The 16,627-nt window shown below is 38.1% G+C and carries 14 protein-coding genes; 7 read left to right on the top strand and 7 right to left on the bottom strand.

Annotated elements, in window-relative coordinates; translation table 11 throughout:
- Window positions 1-24: 24 nt before the first annotated feature.
- The 4 genes from CIK86_RS17895 (at window position 25) to rluF (ending at window position 4,506) form a co-directional block, all read left to right on the top strand.
- Entirely contained in the window at window positions 25-993 is a 969-nt protein-coding gene (locus tag CIK86_RS17895; RefSeq protein WP_096317079.1) for an IS30 family transposase, read from the top strand.
- A gap of 123 nt (window positions 994-1,116) precedes the next feature.
- Window positions 1,117-2,331, top strand: a complete 1,215-nt coding sequence (locus tag CIK86_RS17890) for an HDOD domain-containing protein (RefSeq protein ID WP_086997503.1) — start codon at window positions 1,117-1,119, stop codon at window positions 2,329-2,331.
- An 11-nt stretch (window positions 2,332-2,342) separates the two neighbouring features.
- Window positions 2,343-3,437 carry a DUF418 domain-containing protein gene (locus CIK86_RS17885; RefSeq protein ID WP_086997500.1) on the top strand — a complete coding sequence of 365 codons (1,095 nt, stop codon included), beginning with the start codon at window positions 2,343-2,345 and terminating at the stop codon, window positions 3,435-3,437.
- Window positions 3,438-3,522: 85 nt separating this feature from the next.
- Window positions 3,523-4,506: a 23S rRNA pseudouridine(2604) synthase RluF gene (gene rluF / locus CIK86_RS17880; RefSeq protein WP_086997498.1), complete on the top strand. Its 984-nt coding sequence runs from the start codon at window positions 3,523-3,525 to the stop codon at window positions 4,504-4,506.
- A gap of 71 nt (window positions 4,507-4,577) precedes the next feature.
- On the opposite strand, the gene CIK86_RS17875 is transcribed toward rluF, so the two are convergent.
- The 3 genes from CIK86_RS17875 to CIK86_RS17865 form a co-directional block, all read right to left on the bottom strand.
- Window positions 4,578-7,115 (bottom strand): bifunctional diguanylate cyclase/phosphodiesterase, encoded by a 2,538-nt coding sequence (locus tag CIK86_RS17875; protein ID WP_254910751.1) that lies wholly within the window; start codon window positions 7,113-7,115, stop codon window positions 4,578-4,580.
- A 231-nt stretch (window positions 7,116-7,346) separates the two neighbouring features.
- A complete protein-coding gene (locus CIK86_RS17870; protein WP_086997495.1) occupies window positions 7,347-10,439 on the bottom strand; it encodes an efflux RND transporter permease subunit in 3,093 nt (1,030 codons plus the stop codon).
- Between the two features lie 2 nt (window positions 10,440-10,441).
- On the bottom strand, window positions 10,442-11,524 hold the full coding sequence (locus CIK86_RS17865) for an efflux RND transporter periplasmic adaptor subunit (protein ID WP_086997493.1): 1,083 nt from the start codon (window positions 11,522-11,524) through the stop codon (window positions 10,442-10,444).
- Between the two features lie 124 nt (window positions 11,525-11,648).
- Between CIK86_RS17865 and CIK86_RS17860 the strand changes: the two genes are divergently transcribed.
- Together CIK86_RS17860 and CIK86_RS17855 are read left to right on the top strand one after the other, a co-directional pair.
- A complete protein-coding gene (locus tag CIK86_RS17860) occupies window positions 11,649-12,551 on the top strand; it encodes a LysR family transcriptional regulator (protein WP_086997489.1) in 903 nt (300 codons plus the stop codon).
- Entirely contained in the window at window positions 12,541-12,846 is a 306-nt protein-coding gene (locus tag CIK86_RS17855) for an MGMT family protein (RefSeq protein ID WP_086997486.1), read from the top strand. The genes CIK86_RS17860 and CIK86_RS17855 overlap by 11 nt, the downstream gene beginning before the upstream one ends.
- A 158-nt stretch (window positions 12,847-13,004) precedes the next feature.
- Here the strand turns inward: CIK86_RS17855 and CIK86_RS19315 are convergent, their stop codons facing one another.
- Together CIK86_RS19315 and CIK86_RS17850 are read right to left on the bottom strand one after the other, a co-directional pair.
- Window positions 13,005-13,136: a putative transporter small subunit gene (locus CIK86_RS19315; protein ID WP_011330067.1), complete on the bottom strand. Its 132-nt coding sequence runs from the start codon at window positions 13,134-13,136 to the stop codon at window positions 13,005-13,007.
- A gap of 9 nt (window positions 13,137-13,145) precedes the next feature.
- The gene (locus CIK86_RS17850) at window positions 13,146-13,922 is read right to left on the bottom strand and encodes a hypothetical protein (protein ID WP_217896491.1); all 777 of its coding nucleotides are present in this window, start codon (window positions 13,920-13,922) and stop codon (window positions 13,146-13,148) included.
- Window positions 13,923-14,153: 231 nt separating this feature from the next.
- On the opposite strand from CIK86_RS17850, the gene CIK86_RS17845 reads away from it, so the two are divergent.
- The gene (locus CIK86_RS17845) at window positions 14,154-14,636 is read left to right on the top strand and encodes a thioesterase family protein (RefSeq protein ID WP_086997482.1); all 483 of its coding nucleotides are present in this window, start codon (window positions 14,154-14,156) and stop codon (window positions 14,634-14,636) included.
- A gap of 287 nt (window positions 14,637-14,923) precedes the next feature.
- Here the strand turns inward: CIK86_RS17845 and CIK86_RS17840 are convergent, their stop codons facing one another.
- Together CIK86_RS17840 and CIK86_RS17835 are read right to left on the bottom strand one after the other, a co-directional pair.
- Window positions 14,924-15,553: a trimeric intracellular cation channel family protein gene (locus tag CIK86_RS17840; RefSeq protein ID WP_011330070.1), complete on the bottom strand. Its 630-nt coding sequence runs from the start codon at window positions 15,551-15,553 to the stop codon at window positions 14,924-14,926.
- A 283-nt stretch (window positions 15,554-15,836) separates the two neighbouring features.
- Entirely contained in the window at window positions 15,837-16,466 is a 630-nt protein-coding gene (locus tag CIK86_RS17835; protein WP_086997479.1) for a hemolysin III family protein, read from the bottom strand.
- Window positions 16,467-16,627 lie beyond the last annotated feature (161 nt).

Here is a 16,627-nt window from a genome sequence, read left to right as displayed (position 1 = left end):
TTCTCGCCAAAGGAAATTGCTTTAATGAAATATAAACAGCTGACACAAGAAGAAAGATACCAGATTTACGCGTTAATAAAAGCAGGAAATAACCAAAAGCAGATAGCTGAAGAACTAACTCGTTCACCGTCATCTATTTCTAGAGAGCTAAAACGCAATAAAGGACTTAAAGGCTATCGGCCTAACCAAGCCAATAACTTTGCTGAACAAAGACGTAAGTCATCTTTCAAAGCAAGTAAGTTAACAGAGGACGTCACTCACTGGATTAATAAATTGTTGCATGACGGACTTTCCCCTGAGCAAGTGGCAGGCCGCTTAGCTTTAGAGAAACAGGTCGTTTTACATCATGAAACAATTTATCAATATATTTACAGAGACAAGGCTCGTGGTGGCAAGCTACATAAGACACTCACTCGTGCATGTAAAAAGTATAAAAAACGCTATGGAAGCTATGATAAACGTGGACAGATAGTTAATCGAGTCAGCATTGATGAACGCCCAAGTATTGTGGATTCAAAGTCTAGGATTGGTGATTGGGAGGGCGATACAGTGATAGGTAAAGGGCGTAAAAATGCGCTTGTCACAATGGTTGAACGTAAAACGTTATATACAGTCGTTCACAGAATTGAAAGCAAGCATGCGAAAATAACAGCCGATGCGCTGATCAAGTGTATGACACCATATAAAGATAGGGTTATTACCGTGACGTTAGATAATGGAAAAGAGTTTGCTCACCATGAGCATGTTGCACAAGCATTAGAAGCTGATGTGTATTTCGCTCATCCCTATTCATCATGGGAGCGGGGCATAAATGAGAATACCAACGGCTTACTTAGACGCTTCTTCCCCAAGGGAACTGACTTTATGGCGCTAAGTGAAGCAGAGATACAGGCGGCAGTTGATAAGCTCAACCATCGGCCAAGAAAAACAAGAGGGTATAAAACCCCTCATGAATTATTTACGGGGCAATCAGAAATACTGGTGGCTGCATAATGATTGCACTTAATACTTGAATTCGAGGTTTAAATAATATGATTTTGTCGAAGAAAAGTGACAATTATTGCTGATTAGGCTATTAATAGCTAAGTACTATATAAAAACTAAGAAGTAGGTAATGTGTCTGTATTTGTTGCAAGGCAAGCAATATTAAATCGTCGCCAGAATGTGGTTGCTTATGAGCTATTATTTCGTGATAGTGATAAAAACTATTTTCCAGAAATATCTGATGGCCAAGCAACGGCAAGGTTGATCATGGAAAATCAGCTTAACTTAGGAACCCGTCATATAACGTCAGGTAAAAAAGCGCTGATTAATATAGGCCCAGAGTCGTTAAAGCTCGATTTATGTGCATTTTTACCCTATAAAGATGTGGTGATTGAGTTACTCGAAACCATAGAGCCCACAGACGATAATTATGAGTTATGCCGTGATTTATTTCATAGTAATTATAAACTAGCGTTAGATGATTTTGTGTACACCCCACAGTGGGAGCGATTTTTAAAGCTGGTAAATCTGATTAAGTTTGATATACGTCAAACCCCATTACCGGAAATTGCCCAGGTTGTTAAAAAACTAAAAAAACATAAAAGAATAAAAATACTTGCCGAAAAAATAGAAACGCCCGAGGAGTTTGAACTTGCCTACAAAATGGGCTTTGATTACTTTCAAGGTTATTATTTTGCAAAGCCAACCATGCTTAAACAAAACGATATTGACTATAATTACGCGCTAGTAATTGCAATTTATGCAGAAGTTATGAAACCCAATCCAGATATAAGCGTAATTTCTGGTTTATTTGAGCTTGATGCTGCGCTGGCATACAAACTATTACGCTTAATTAATAGTGGTGTGTTTCCTATTAAAAGCCAAATATCTTCCCTTAAACAAGCATTAGTATACTTAGGTCAGGAACGGTTAAAAAAGTTTGTAAGTTTGATTGTGACCGCTCATACCGCTAAGTCTAAGCCTGCCGAGTTAATGCAAATATGCGTAGTTCGTGCTCGCTTTTGCGAACTAATTGCCGCGCAAATAAGTAAACAGCAAAAAGGTGAAGCTTTTTTAACCGGGCTATTTTCGTTACTCGATGCCATATTAGATCAACCTATGAGTTTATTAGTTAATAAACTACCATTTCCAGATGACATTAAAGCAGCATTACAAGGCGAAAAAAACACCTTGCATTATATTCTTGAAACCGTAAAAGCATATGAATCAGGAAGCTGGTGGACATTAGAGCAAGCCGTTTTATTAATAAATATAGATAGCAAATTACTACCTAACATTTATAAGCAAGCGGTAAACTGGGCCGATAGCTATAAAAATACCACGTAATGGAATAGGTAATGCGTAATTATAATTTAGACTTCATTCGTGGTATTGCCGTACTTGGCTTGGTGTTTATGAATATATACACCTTTGGAGTATTTGAACTCGGTTATACGCCCCTAACAACCCCACCAAGCAGTGATAGCCTGATTCAAACATTAAACCTAATATTTATAGAGGGGCGTTTTAGGAGCATATTTAGCATACTGTTTGGGGCGGCTTTATACATACAATGGCAACGCTATAACTTGGTTTTACCACTTAAAAGCCGCCTATATTGGTTACTAGTTTTTGGTTTATTACATGGTTTTTTACTTTGGGCCGGCGATATTCTATTTTTGTATGGGGTGTCGGGGTTGCTTGCTATAAGGTACTTAAGCAGTACCAATGAGCAACTTTTAAAGCACGCCTATGGGTTTATTCTACTCTCGGGTTTGGCAACCGCTTTAGTTATGTATAGCGTACCAGAGACATTAATATACCGTGATTCGCCAGAGTTTAATGCTTTGTATAGCCAATACTTTCAATCATATGGCGATCACTTGTTATCTAACATAACTATGAACGCCTTAATGGTGTTTATGGTGCCTATACTTACTATGTGGGTAACGACAGCGCTAATGTTATTAGGTATATATCTGTATAAGCAACAGGTGTTTGCTAGTGGCTTATCGGCAAAGCAACTCATTTTAGTAATTAGTAGTGCGCTACTATTTACCAGTTTACGGCTAACTACAGAGCAATATAGCAGTGGTATATTTTATGCGCTGCAAGAATTAATTAACAGTGTGGCAGCATTATGTATGGCGGTTATTTATATTCACATTGCAGTTAAGTTGTGTAGTAACAATGCCAACACAGGAAAATTAATTCAACAAGTAGGGCGTTTAGCATTTAGTTTATATATAAGCCAAACGTTAATGCAACTTGTGTTGTTTAAAGTGTTTTTTAAGCAGTGGGCGCTCAGTTTTAATCGTATTGACTATTGTTTAGTTGCTACCTTACTAATCGTTATTCAGCTTATTATTACCGCCATTTATAGCCGTTATTTTCAACAAGGCCCTTTAGAATACATATGGCGAAAATTAACCTACGCAAAAATCACTGCTTAAACGGCTACAAAGGTTAAATTAAGGGCGAAAAATTATTGTGGGTGGTTTAAACTAGCAGCCTTTAAAATTAAGGTGAATTGCTTCCATGACAGACTTAAAACGATTAAATAAATTTATTAGCGATACTGGCTTTTGTTCGCGACGCGAGGCTGATAAATATATTGAAGACGGTCGTGTTACTGTTAATGGTATTCGCCCGGAAATGGGCGTAAAAGTTTCATCTACTGATGTTGTATTGGTAGATGGCAAAACACTTAAAGCAATCCCTAAACGCGTTTATATTGCCTATAACAAACCCGTTGGTATTACCTGTACTACAGAGCGAAAAATTCAAAGTAATATTGTTAAAGCAGTTAATTACCCCGATAGAATCTTTCCAATAGGGCGCTTAGATCGCCCATCTGAAGGGCTAATATTTTTAACTAACGAAGGCGACATTGTTAATAAAATTTTGCGCGCTGGCAATAATCACGAAAAAGAATATGTAGTTACTGTAGATAAACCATTAAATCGTCAGTTTGTAGCTAAAATGGGTAATGGTGTGCCCATACTCGATACCATCACTAAAAAATGTAAAGTAACCCAAACCGGTGCGCAGCAGTTTACTATTATTTTAACCCAAGGGTTAAATCGTCAAATACGTAGAATGTGTGAATATTTAGGTTACGAAGTGGTCACACTCAAACGCGTACGTATTATGAATGTGACGCTTAAAGGTTTAAAAGTAGGGCAATGGCGTCACTTAACTGAACAAGAAATGGCGATTATAAACAACTCTATCTCTGACTCAGGAAAAACCCAAGAGCATTCAGTATACGATGAAGCAAACGCTTTACAGCAACAAAGCCTGCAAGCTGTAGCTAAGCCGCAAAAAACAAGTGATAAAAAACGTGATTTTCAGGGCGAAAACCCTAAACGTTTTAATCAAGGTGAGCGCACTGAAGAACGTAAAAAAGAGCGTAGTAAAACGCCTTATCAAAAGCGCTCAACCACTTATGTTGGTAAACCTAAAAGTATAAAAGCAAATAAATCATCCGACTCAAAAGGAATATTGAGCCTTAAAAAATAAAGCGATATAATATTAGGTACAGTACAACAACTTAATTAACCTGCGATTTTAATAATTTATTATCAAAATCGCTATTTGTTGTTATGTATATATTCTATAAGTTTATCCAGAGGCATAGGTTTACAGTAATAAAAGCCTTGTATTCTAATGTTGTTAAACTTAGATAAATAACCGATCAGCTCAGGACTTTCTACACCCTCTACTACCACTGTTTTATTTAACTGCGTGCAAATATTAATAATGCCTTCTAGCAATGCTCTTTTTTGCCCAGCTAATTCGGCGCCAATGGTAAATTCACGATCTATTTTTATTATATTTGCCGGCTGACGCGATAAATAAGACAAGCTTGAGTAACCCGTCCCAAAGTCATCAATTGCTACATTAAAACCTTTATTCATTAGCGCTTTAAGCACTTCTTCAATAGCGCCTTTTTCCGACATAATCATTTCGGTCACTTCGATGGTGAGTAACTTAGGCTGTATGTTTTTTTCAGACGTTAACTTATACAGCTTTTCGGTAAAGTTTCGCTGTTGTATTTGTTGCGGTGAAAAATTAACCGCAACACAAATATTTTGTAATTCAGCTATAGTACTTATATCATTTAGTACTTGAGTAAGGACTTGTTCGCCCACTTGTAGTATTTGCCCTGTTTGTTCTGCAATAGGAATAAAAACAGCAGGAGAAATGTAACTGCCATTATTTTTCCAGCGAACTAGAGCTTCTACAGCAACAATACACTGAGTAGTTAAGTTATAAATGGGTTGATAATAAACCTCTAATGCCTCATTTTTAATCGCTTTTTGTAGCTCACTTCTAATTGTAACCATAGAATTATGGCTCTCATCCATAAGCTTATGGTAAAAGCAAAATTGATTGCCGCCTAAAGCTTTAGCGTTATCCATTGCTATATCAGCTTGTTGTAGTAGTAATGCAGGGCTAATGACCTCTCCATCAGACATAGCTATGCCAACACTCACAGTAAGGTGGATATCAACCTCACCTAAGTTATATATATCGGCTAGCGATTTTATTACGAGTGTAATTTCATCCGATAGCTGCTGCTTAGATATATTACAGTAATGCAATACAAACTCATCATTGCCAAAACGCGATATGGCGCCTGCCCCAACAGCATTTTTCTTAAGCCTTTTAGCGACTAATTGCAAAACCATGTCACCTAATTTATGGCCTAAACTATTGTTTACTGCGCTAAAGCCATCTAAATTAAAAAACACCATCGCACAATTTACATCGACACAGTTAACTTGCTTAGCCTCTATTTCTGCATTTAATGCATCACGGCGCAGCAGGCCGGTTAACTCGTCGTATTTAGCCATTTTATGTAACACAATAGACTGTTGTCTGAGCAAAAAAGTAGAGTCAGTGGCTAATATCAAAATATAAATAAACGCAAAAGTAAGCCATATGATCATTTGCTCAATTTGTGCCGCTTCTTTAAGCTTTGAATAGTCTTTAATAAAGCTATAAACGTTGTGCTTAATTACCTCTCTTACAACAATTTCGTTAACTATATAATGCTTGCTATAACGGCTTAATAAGCTATTTAAGTCTTGAACATTTTTTTGGTTTTTGTCGATTGCGAAATAAATTTTAGGTGTTAACTCAATAAAAGTATCAAACGAGCTGAGATAATCTATGTATCTGTTTTCAATTAACAAGTTTAAATTTAACAGTGCCAGCACTTGGTATTTTTTACCATTGCTTGCCGTTATCGGAATTGAGAACATTATAATGGGCGTATCTGTATCTAAGGTTGCAGAGTTAGCCGCAAATCTCACTTTATTTTCAGCTGCTTTTAACCAGTTAGTAATAGGGCTGGTTGCAATTAATCCGTCATTAGTAAATTGCTCAGAGTATGTTGTGCCGCTTATGTAATTCAAATCTTCATCGAGAAGAAGCATACTGCTAATAATTTCAAAGTCTTGGGTATAAATTTTTAAGTCTATATTAACCATTTTTATAAAGTCGTCGGCATTCACTGCTTCTAAACGTGTTTTTATGCGAGTAAGTGATGTGATATGACTTTCGAGGTTTTTATTGAGTATAGTTTCAACAAATTTAATTTTATTTTGTGCATCTACAGCTACATTAGTTACCGTTTTAACCGCGGTAACTTGCCAAAGTGTTATGCCAATAAAAATAGCAAAAAACGTAATTACTTTAGCGGTTATAGAACCTTTAACGGTAGTAATTGGGTTTTTAATTTTTATAATTAAAGCTAAAAAAAACACAAATACCATTACAGCACTAAAAGATAAGATAAAAGGGTTATGGCTGTCCCAAAACCAGCTACTGCTATCGTGTCGCCACAAACTTAGCTCAAAGTTAATAAACAATATAGCGCCGGTAATGAGTAATATAGGTATGAGATATTTAATTTTTTTTGTAGGTAAAACCTTAGGTAAAAAAGCCAATAAAATAGCTAAGCCTAACGCAGTCAAAGAAAGTTGCAGAGAAATAACCGGCATTAAGCTTTGCGTAACAACAACACTTTCTAAAGCCCCCAAAAATGCAACAACAAGAAAAAATTGGATAAAACCTAAATACAATATACTTGCTGCTGATTGAGTTAGAGATAGTCTCATCATTTTCTCAAGTCCTTAAAATGATTAACCTCTAGGTTACATTAGCATTATTAAAACAAAATACCAGATATTTAAAATGTTTTTATGTATATAAAATATAAGAAAAACGACGTTATTTGAGCGGTATAATCATAATGGTACTTTATTACTAGGGGTAGGCAGTTTATAAGGCAGGTTTAGAGTGCAATATAAAATAAACGCAGCCTTAGCTGCGTTTATTAATTTAAAAAGAGTTTATTTTTTCTCTTCTCGAATTTGAGTTCTAAGAGGCTGATATTCAATTTTATATATAATGGTATAAAGCACAGGCACTACAATTAAAGTTAATATGGTAGCAAAACCTAAGCCAAACATAATAGTAACCGCCATTGATTGAAAAAACACATCAAATAACAGAGGGATCATCCCCAATATAGTGGTTATTGCCGCCATAGCTACAGGGCGTACACGGCTCACTCCTGAATCAAATACCGCCTGATATGGCGATTTACCTTCAGATAATTCAAGATTTATTTGATCCACTAGTACTATGCCATTTTTTATTAACATACCGCTTAAGCTTAGTAATCCTAATAATGCCATAAAGCTAAACGGCGCATTCATAACCAATAACCCTGCGCTTACTCCAATAATTGCAAGTGGTACTGTAGCCCAAATAACTAAAGGCTGCTTAACAGAGTTAAACAGCAATACTGTAATTGCAAACATAGCTAAGTAACCAATCGGCAATGAGCCAAAGATAGCTTTTTTAGCTTTACTCGATGACTCGTATTCGCCACCCCATTGCATTTCATAACCGCGTGGCAGCTCAATGTTTTCGATATCGGTGCGAATGCGTGCAAATAGTTTAGCCGGCGTTTCGTCACTTAGTACATCATGGTCAGCCATAACGGTAATAGTGCGCTTACGATCGCGGCGCATAATCAAGCTGTCTTCCCATTCAACTACAAACTCATCAACAACTTGAGTAACCGGTATAAACACCCCCAATACTGGGCTGAAAATTTGTAGGTCGTGTACACTTTCTACGTTTAAGCGCTCGTTAGCAGGAGAGCGCGCAATAATAGGCAGTAATTGGGTGCCATCACGATATACACCTACTTGCTTACCCGACAAGTTAGTAAGCAATACTTGATCAAGGTCTGATTTACTAATACCTAAACGACGCGCTTTTTGTTCGTTAAACTGTGGGCGGATCATTTTGGTACGTGCCCGCCAATCATCACGAATATTATGCGAACCTGTATCTTGCGCTATGATATGTTTGGCTTGAGCAGATAGTTTTCTAAGTACAACTGGATCTGGGCCAGAAAAACGCGCTTCTATTTTTGCATCTGTTGAAGGGCCTATTTCCATAGGTTTAACTTTAAGCTGTGCGGCAACCGGATTGTGCTGTGCGAAATCTCGTACTTTTTGCATAACAGTAGCAACCGCTTCGCGGTCAGTTACACGAATAATCAATTGCCCGTACGCAGGGTATGACTTTTCAGGTGCATAAGTAAGCATAAAGCGCGGAGCACCTTGGCCAACAGTACTGGTTATTTCAGTAACCAATGGGTTTTGCTGTAAAAACGCTTCTAACTTTTTAATCCCCTCAAGCGTTGAGCGAATATCAGCGCCTTGTTCTTGCCAATAATCTACATAAAACATTGGCGTATTAGATGCCGGAAAAAATGATTGCTTTACAGCGCCAAAACCAACAACAGCACTGCACAGCAGTACTAACATTAAAACTAAGGTACTTTTTCTAAAGCGCATAGCAAGGTTTAAACTGGTTTTGTAACTGGTAAATATAAAACCTTGATATGGGTCGTCATACTCTTGCTCGCCATCAGCGTTTAATTGCGTTTCTTTAAACATTAAATTGGCAAAAAATGGTGTGAGGGTAATGGCAGTGATCCAGCTTAATAAAAGGGAGATTAGCAATACCCAAAATAAACTACCGGCAAACTCACCGCTGGCATCGAAGCTTAAACCGATCGGCGCAAATGCAGTAATAGCAATCACAGTTGCCCCAAGTAATGGCCACTTAGTTTGTTCAACAATATTAATAGAGGCTCTTAGTTTAGTTTGCCCACGTTTGAGGTTAATCAAAATGCCTTCGGTAACAACAATGGCATTATCAACAAGCATACCAAGTGCGATTATTAGCGCACCTAACGAAATTCTTTGCAAATCAATAGCAAATAACTTCATAAAAATAAAAGTACCTAAAACGGTAAGCAGTAAAATACCACCAATTAACAGCCCGCTTTTAACCCCCATAAACAGCAATAGCACTATAATTACAATGGCAATCGCTTCAACTAGGCTAACAATAAAGCCGTTTACCGATTTTTCTACTTCGTTTGGTTGATTATAAACGGCATTAATTTTAATTCCGTGTGGGCGCTGGTACTCTAATGACGCAAGGTGTGCGTCAATGTCGTTACCTATATCAACCACATTAACGCCCGACATAAACGATACGCCAATTAACAATGCTTGCTGTTGGTTGTAACGAATAATATTGCTGGGCACTTCGGCGTACTCGCGGTATACCTTAGCTACATCACCTAAATAAATTAGCTCGCTGGCACCCGATTTAGAAATAAGCAGGGTTTCTAACTCTTTTACATCTTTAAACTCGCCAGTAGGGTGCAAGCGAATAGACTCACTGCCGACCCTAATTTTACCCGCGTTAGAAACCGTATTTTGCGATTGTAATAATTGATAAATATGACTGGGCGCTATGCCTAATTGAGCAAGTTTTTGCGTAGAAATTTCAACCATTACTTGCGCTTGTTGCTCTCCTGCAATAGTTACTTTACTTACGCCTTTAACCAATACAAGTTCGCGTTTAAGGTAGTCTACGTAGTCTTTAAGCTCGTCATACGAATAGCCATCGCCGGTTACGGAATACATTACGCCGTAAACATCAGCAAAGTCATCAATAATTTTACTGGCGTATACACCACTGGGCAAAGATGGATTGAGGTCGTTAATTTTACGCCGCATTTCATCCCAAATTTGTCTTAGCTCTTGTTTTCGATAGCTACTTTTCATTTCTACGGTAATTTGCGACTTACCATTTGATGAAATAGAGGTAACATAATCAACGTAAGGTAATTGCTGAATCGCATTTTCGATAGGGAAAGTAACTTCTTCCTCTACTTGCTGTGGCGACGCGCCAGGATACATGGTGATAACCATGGCTTTTTTTAACGTAAATTCAGGATCTTCTAATTGCCCTAAGTCAAAGTAAGAAACACCACCGCCAATAAGTAGCAATAGAGTAAACATCCAACTAATAACTTTTTTCTCTATAGATAGTTGTGCAAAGCTCATAATTACAGGCCTCGCTCTTTATTCCACGGGCGTACTTGCATGCCTTCTTTTAGTGAATGTACACCGGCAGAAACAATTTGCTGTCCTTCTTTAATCCCACTGAGTACTTCAATGCCGTCGCGGTGTAATTGGCCCACTTTTACTGCTTGTTTATGTATTTGGCCGGTTTGCTCGTTATATAACCATACGTAAGCGTTGTTGCTAATAGATTGCTGCGGATCGGAAAACACCGCCTCGTTGGGCAAAATAGTGTACGCGGTTTGTGATTGCGTTACTTTACTTAAATCGATAAGTACGCGGCCAGTCATACCGGCAAGTAAGTTAAAATCTTCTGGTACTGGTAGCGAAAACACAACTTTATACGTTAATGTGGCAGGATCTGCTTGGGTGTCCCACTCTTTAAGTGTGAGTGTGTATTTTTTATCGTGATAACCGTCAAAAATAACCGTTGGTTGGTATTGAGTTCCTTTAATAAAGCGCGCCACAATTCTTTCAGGTACTTGAATTTCAACATCCATTAAATCGCGGGTTTCTAAACGCAATATATTTTGCTTTGTTTGTACACTTTCAAAGTTTTTTACAAACACTTTTGCAACAGTACCCGCAAACGGCGCTCTAAGTTGGCTATATTCCACATTCGTTTGTGCAATTTTAAAGGCCGATTCGGCAACTTGCTTGTTAGCAATAGCCTGATCAAGCTCTGATTGGCTGGTAATGCGCTTTTCGAAAAGTTGTTCAATACGCCCTAATTGTGATTTAGCCAACTCGTAGCGGGCTTTACGCTCATTATATTGCAGCTGAAAATCTTCAGGGTCTAATTTAGCTAATAGTTGTCCTTTTTTTACATGCTGACCCGCTAATACCGGAAACTCAACCAGCTCACCGCTTACTCTAAATGCAAGGTAAGAGCCTTGATTTGCAACTACTTCAGCAGGAAAACTGCGAATGCTAACTTGCGAATCGTGACCAATATTAAATAACTTTACCGGGCGTATTGGCTCTTCTTTTACTTGCGGCTCAGGCTCAGAGCAGGCTATTAAACCAAGTAAAGTCGTCGTTACTACACATAGACGTAAGAGGTGCATATTTTCTCCATGAAAATTAAAAGCTAAATAAAGTCAGTGCAGCATACTCCGCAAACATATAAAATAAAATTCATTAAATTTTAAAAACTCAATAAGTTTTACTTATATTGTTATTGGCAGTGCTATGAAACTCAACCAGCTACAAATATTAGACGCCATTGTACAAAGCGCAAGCTTAAGTGCAGCGGCACTTAAACTACACAAAACGCAGCCAGCGCTTACGTTAGCAATTAAAAGTTTAGAGACAAAAATAGGCTTTGCGCTACTCGACCGTTCGCAATACCGTTTACAATTAACCGAAAAAGGGCGGATTTTTCATCGCCAAGCTAAACAACTACTCAATAACAACGAAGAGCTTGCACAACTTGCAAAAGAGCTAGCACTAGGCAATGAAGCGCAATTTAGAATTTGTTATGAACAAATATGCCATGTGCAAAGCTACAATGAGATCATAAGTAATACTTTTAGAGTATTTAATAGCACTGAGTTTAGTTTAACCAGTGGTAAACGCTTTATTTCGTTGGAGCAGGTTAATAATGGCCAAGCAGAGCTTGGCATAGGCCCTTGGTTTGACTTGTTTCATGCTACCGGCGATTTAGAAAGCTTGCCCATAGGCAAGCTCGACATTGGTATTGTTAGCGCAAAAAATATTATACCTAACATACTTAGCTACAGTGAATTACAGTCGTACCCGTGTTTAGCCATGTTTGAAAGCGGCCTGAGTATAGACAGTGATAGGTTGTCTTATTCTAAAGGCCCAGCAATGATGAAAATTGACGATATATCGAGCTTAAAATCGTTTTTATTATCGGGCGCTGGTTGGGCTATGATCAGCTTAGAGCATTGCGCTGAAGAAATTAAATCGGGGTTATTACAAAAAGTCACCATAACTGATCGCGAGCATGAATTTAGCACGCAAATTCGCGCTTTTAGGCAGCACTCTAGCCATCATGGGCCAGTAGCACGTACTATTTGGCAGCAGTTTACTCAACTTAGCCAGGCGTATTTGAAAAAACATGGAAATTGATAAAGAAACGCTTATTTATACCGTTATTGGTAGCATTCCTAAAGGGCAAGTTGCAAGTTATGGGCAAGTAGCCGCTATTGCGGGGTACCCGCAAAATGCGCGTTTAGTGGGGCGGTTATTAAAGCTAATGCCCAACGACTCAACAATACCTTGGCATAGAGTAGTAAGCAGCCAAGGTAAAATATCGTTTCCTATAGGCAGTAATAAATATCATGAGCAGCGACAAAAGCTGTTATTAGAAGGTATTGCATTTAAAAATGAGCGAGTGAATATGCGTGTGTACCAATGGCAGTAATATAACAAGTTTAATCTGCCTGCTGTTTACTTAGCCACTTGCTCAATGAGTGCGCTGTTAAAATAGTGCTAGCGTTAAAGTGTTTATAACTAAGTGCTTAACGCAATAAAAAAGGGCAAGTTAAATGCTTGCCCTAGTTTGCGTGTAAAGTGCATGCTTTACACTAAGTTTTTGCCTTTTTGTTTCGCATTTTTAAGATCTTTTATAAGTGAGCAAAGTAAAATAACAAATACACCAAAGGCAATCACAGGCCAAATTAATACATAAATAGTAAGTAATGTTGTAGACATAATCTCTCCTTATTTATTGTCACTAAATTCAACAACACGTTGCTTAATTAAAGCAAAATCAAACGCGCTTTTGTTGCTGGTTAAGGTAAGCACTACACAAATAATAGCGCTGGCACCGTAAGCGGTCAGTGAGCTTAGCAATACAATATAGTCGCGTAAAAAACCTAAAGTAAAAAACAGTAGTATTACGGCTGTTATTGCGCCCAAAATTAACCCCGCAGTGCGGCCAAAAAAACCAAAACACATTAAGCCAATAACAACACCGCCGCCTACGCTTGCTATTACCTCAAAAAACAACGCGACAGCGCCAGTTAATTCCAGCCACTCAAAGCGTGCGACAATAAAGAGTAAAAACGCGCCGGTTACCGCGGTAGTAAACGCCAGATTTGTCACCTTATTCCAATATAAGCTAGAAATAACCGGAAACACAATTGCGCCCCACAGTGCGCCAACAAAAATTAGCATTGAGAGAATATCGAGTTTAAGGCTTGCAAATATAACGCCTAACATGGTGGCAACAACCATGGTAAAGCGGCCAACCCAAAGCATTTTTTTAGGGTTAGGATTGTTTTTACTTAAATGTTTACCGTATACGTCGGTCATTATAATTGCCGATAAGGCTGACAAGTCAGAATCGGCGGTGGATGAAAGCGAGCCAATAATCATCACAAATAATACTAACACCATAATAGGCGACAGGTAGGTTGCAGCCATTTGCGGAATGAGGTTATTTAAATCACCGTTTATAGGTTGCACGCCGGCTAGTAACGCCAGTAACCCCAGCATACCTAAACCTATAACAATAGAGCCATAACCTATGGTTGCTGTAATAAAGCTTGGTTTACAGTATTAAATGCTGAAATTAGTGCTGCTCAATATTTAATATAAATCAATTTTCCGCTAACGAATAACAACCAACAGGACGGCTATTTAATGTAATTACACAGCCAGTTTTCAGTGTTTGGTTAATACAGCAATAGCAACTTAAGCCTTATCGTTACCCTAAAAGGAAGTGAAATGTCGCTCTACCCATTTAAAAAATATTCAGCCACAGTGCCCACCCAGTGGGTTGATTTTAACGGCCATATGAATACAAAATATTATGGTTTAGTTATTTACGATGCGCATATAGATTTTACCGAACACCTGGATTTAAGTGAGCGTTACCGTTATGCAAATAACTGCAGCAAAGCATTAGTAGAGAGCCATTGTATTTTTGAAAGAGAGTTGTGCGAAGGCGATGAAATTGAGGTTGTGTCTTGGCTGTTGTACGTTGATGAAAAACGTATTCATACATTTCATGAAATATATTGCACCAATAAAGGGTATCGCGCCGCTGCGGGCGAGCACTTAGATTTGCATATTGATTTAGCAACCAGGCGAGTATCGCCATTTCCAAGTGAGGTACTAGAGCGTTTAAAGGTAATAGAGCAGCAATTTAGCCAATTACCCAAGCCCGCTAAAGTAGGCAGTAAAATTAAAATACCCGGCATAACTTGAACCTTGGATAATAAATCTATCTCAAGCAGCTATTTTTAGCGCTAACTACGTTGAATTTGCTTGCAATAGGCCAGCTATTGACGCGTAAATTCGCCTTATTTTCACTGGAAACCTCTGGCTAGAAAAAATAAATTTAAATATAACTATGACTCAACACGTAAGTAAACCTCTTAACCAGAGTTCATGTTACATAATGTTATTAGTTATATTTCATGGTGATTTTATTTTAGCGGCAGGCGAGTATAAACTGGCGCTAAAATGAAACACAAAACAGTTAGTTTTTAGCGTTATTTATTTTTAACCGTTCTTTTTCTAAATATGTTTGGCTGCCAACCCCAATGCAGTGCGCCCAAACGTAAAAATACGGTAATAAACAAGGAGCCTAAAATACACCATATATAAGACACTCCGAGTAAAAACAACGCTGCATAAGTTAAACCGCCCGACAGACACGCAGTAGAATACAGCTCTTCGCGCATTACTAGCGGAATTTCTCTGCAAATTACATCGCGCATTAGCCCGCCAAATATACCGGTAGTCATACCCATGGTAATGGCAACTATCATGGTAGTGCCTTCAATTAACGACTTTTCAATGCCAACAATATTAAATATAGCCATGCCTAATACATCAACTAGCAGCATGTAATAATTAGATACGTGCGGTAAATGGCGAATAAACACCACCGCAATAAATATTGCGCCATAGGTGGCGTATAAATAATCGGGCTCTGCAATCCAAAACACTGGCTGATTTAATAATATATCACGCAATGTACCGCCGCCAAGCGCAGTAACTGAGCCTACAACTACAACACCAAAACCCCCAATGTTTTTTTCGTGGCCTAATAAAGTGCCCGATATAGCAAAAAAGGCCACCCCAATTAAACTCATAAAATGAAAGTATTCAAACGCCATGGTGTGGTTTCCTTACCATTATTAGGAGAGGTAGAATTAATAAACAGTGCAGCGTATTTAAAATTTATTTTTGCTGAACACTCCCCCACAACAATAGCTTTAATATGAAATTACGTAGGTTGGTTTGAGCGCAGTGAACCCAACGAAAAAAGGCAGCATCAATTAATCTAGGCGTTTTGCATTATAGATTGGCTTAAATAATTGGCTAAACTAAGCATCAATTTAATAAATAAAATAAACCTTATTCACGATTTTATCGGCTTTATCAGAGGACGCTTCCCCTTCAATACACATAACGACTAATGCCCACATAGTGGCAAACGCAGCCGGCAATAACAAATAAGTGCCAAATGGCGTGGCTAAATTGGGTGTTTTTGGCGCTGTAAAATACTGTGCCTAGGCTGTAAAAAATGCCGCCGGCGAGTAGCCAATATAATGCGTTTACATCAATTGCTAAGTAAAGCGGATAAATAATGGCGAGTGCAAACCATCCCATGAGTAAGTAGGTGGCAAGGGAAACTTTTTTATTACCATTGTGAACTAAAACTTTATACGCTACGCCAGCAAGTGCTACTGACCAAATAAAGGTGAGGGTTGCCCAAGACCAAACACCTGTTAACGACAGGTGTAAAAAGGGAGTGTAAGTACCGGCAATAAGAATATAAATAGCGCAGTGGTCGCACTTTTTATAAAATGCCCTGAGCCTAGGTTGTACACTGGCGTGATATAAAGTAGATGATAAAAACAAAATAAAGATGCTGGCGCTATAAATCATTGCACTTATATAGGCTTTGGTGCTGCTTGATTGATTAAACAGATCCCACATTACCCAGAAAGCAAATAACACACCTATTGCATGGCTAATTACATTGAGCTGTTCTTCTTTACGCGAATAGGGCGCATTCGATGACATAACTGATCCTACCACTTTTAATTGTTTTCAGTGTACGTGTGTACGCTGAATCTTTCAATTATTATAAGCAAACATAAGGGCAAACTTTCGCTTGCTTTAAAGGCTCATTAATTCAATATGTTTTACTACAAAATAGGCTGAACACTCAACTGTTACTTAAA

Origin of the sequence: Pseudoalteromonas sp. JB197 (genome assembly GCF_002332205.1) — a bacterium.
Lineage (GTDB): Bacteria > Pseudomonadota > Gammaproteobacteria > Enterobacterales > Alteromonadaceae > Pseudoalteromonas > Pseudoalteromonas nigrifaciens.
The sequence above is the reverse complement of the archived record's forward strand: the minus strand, read 5'-3'. Positions and strand labels throughout refer to the sequence as shown.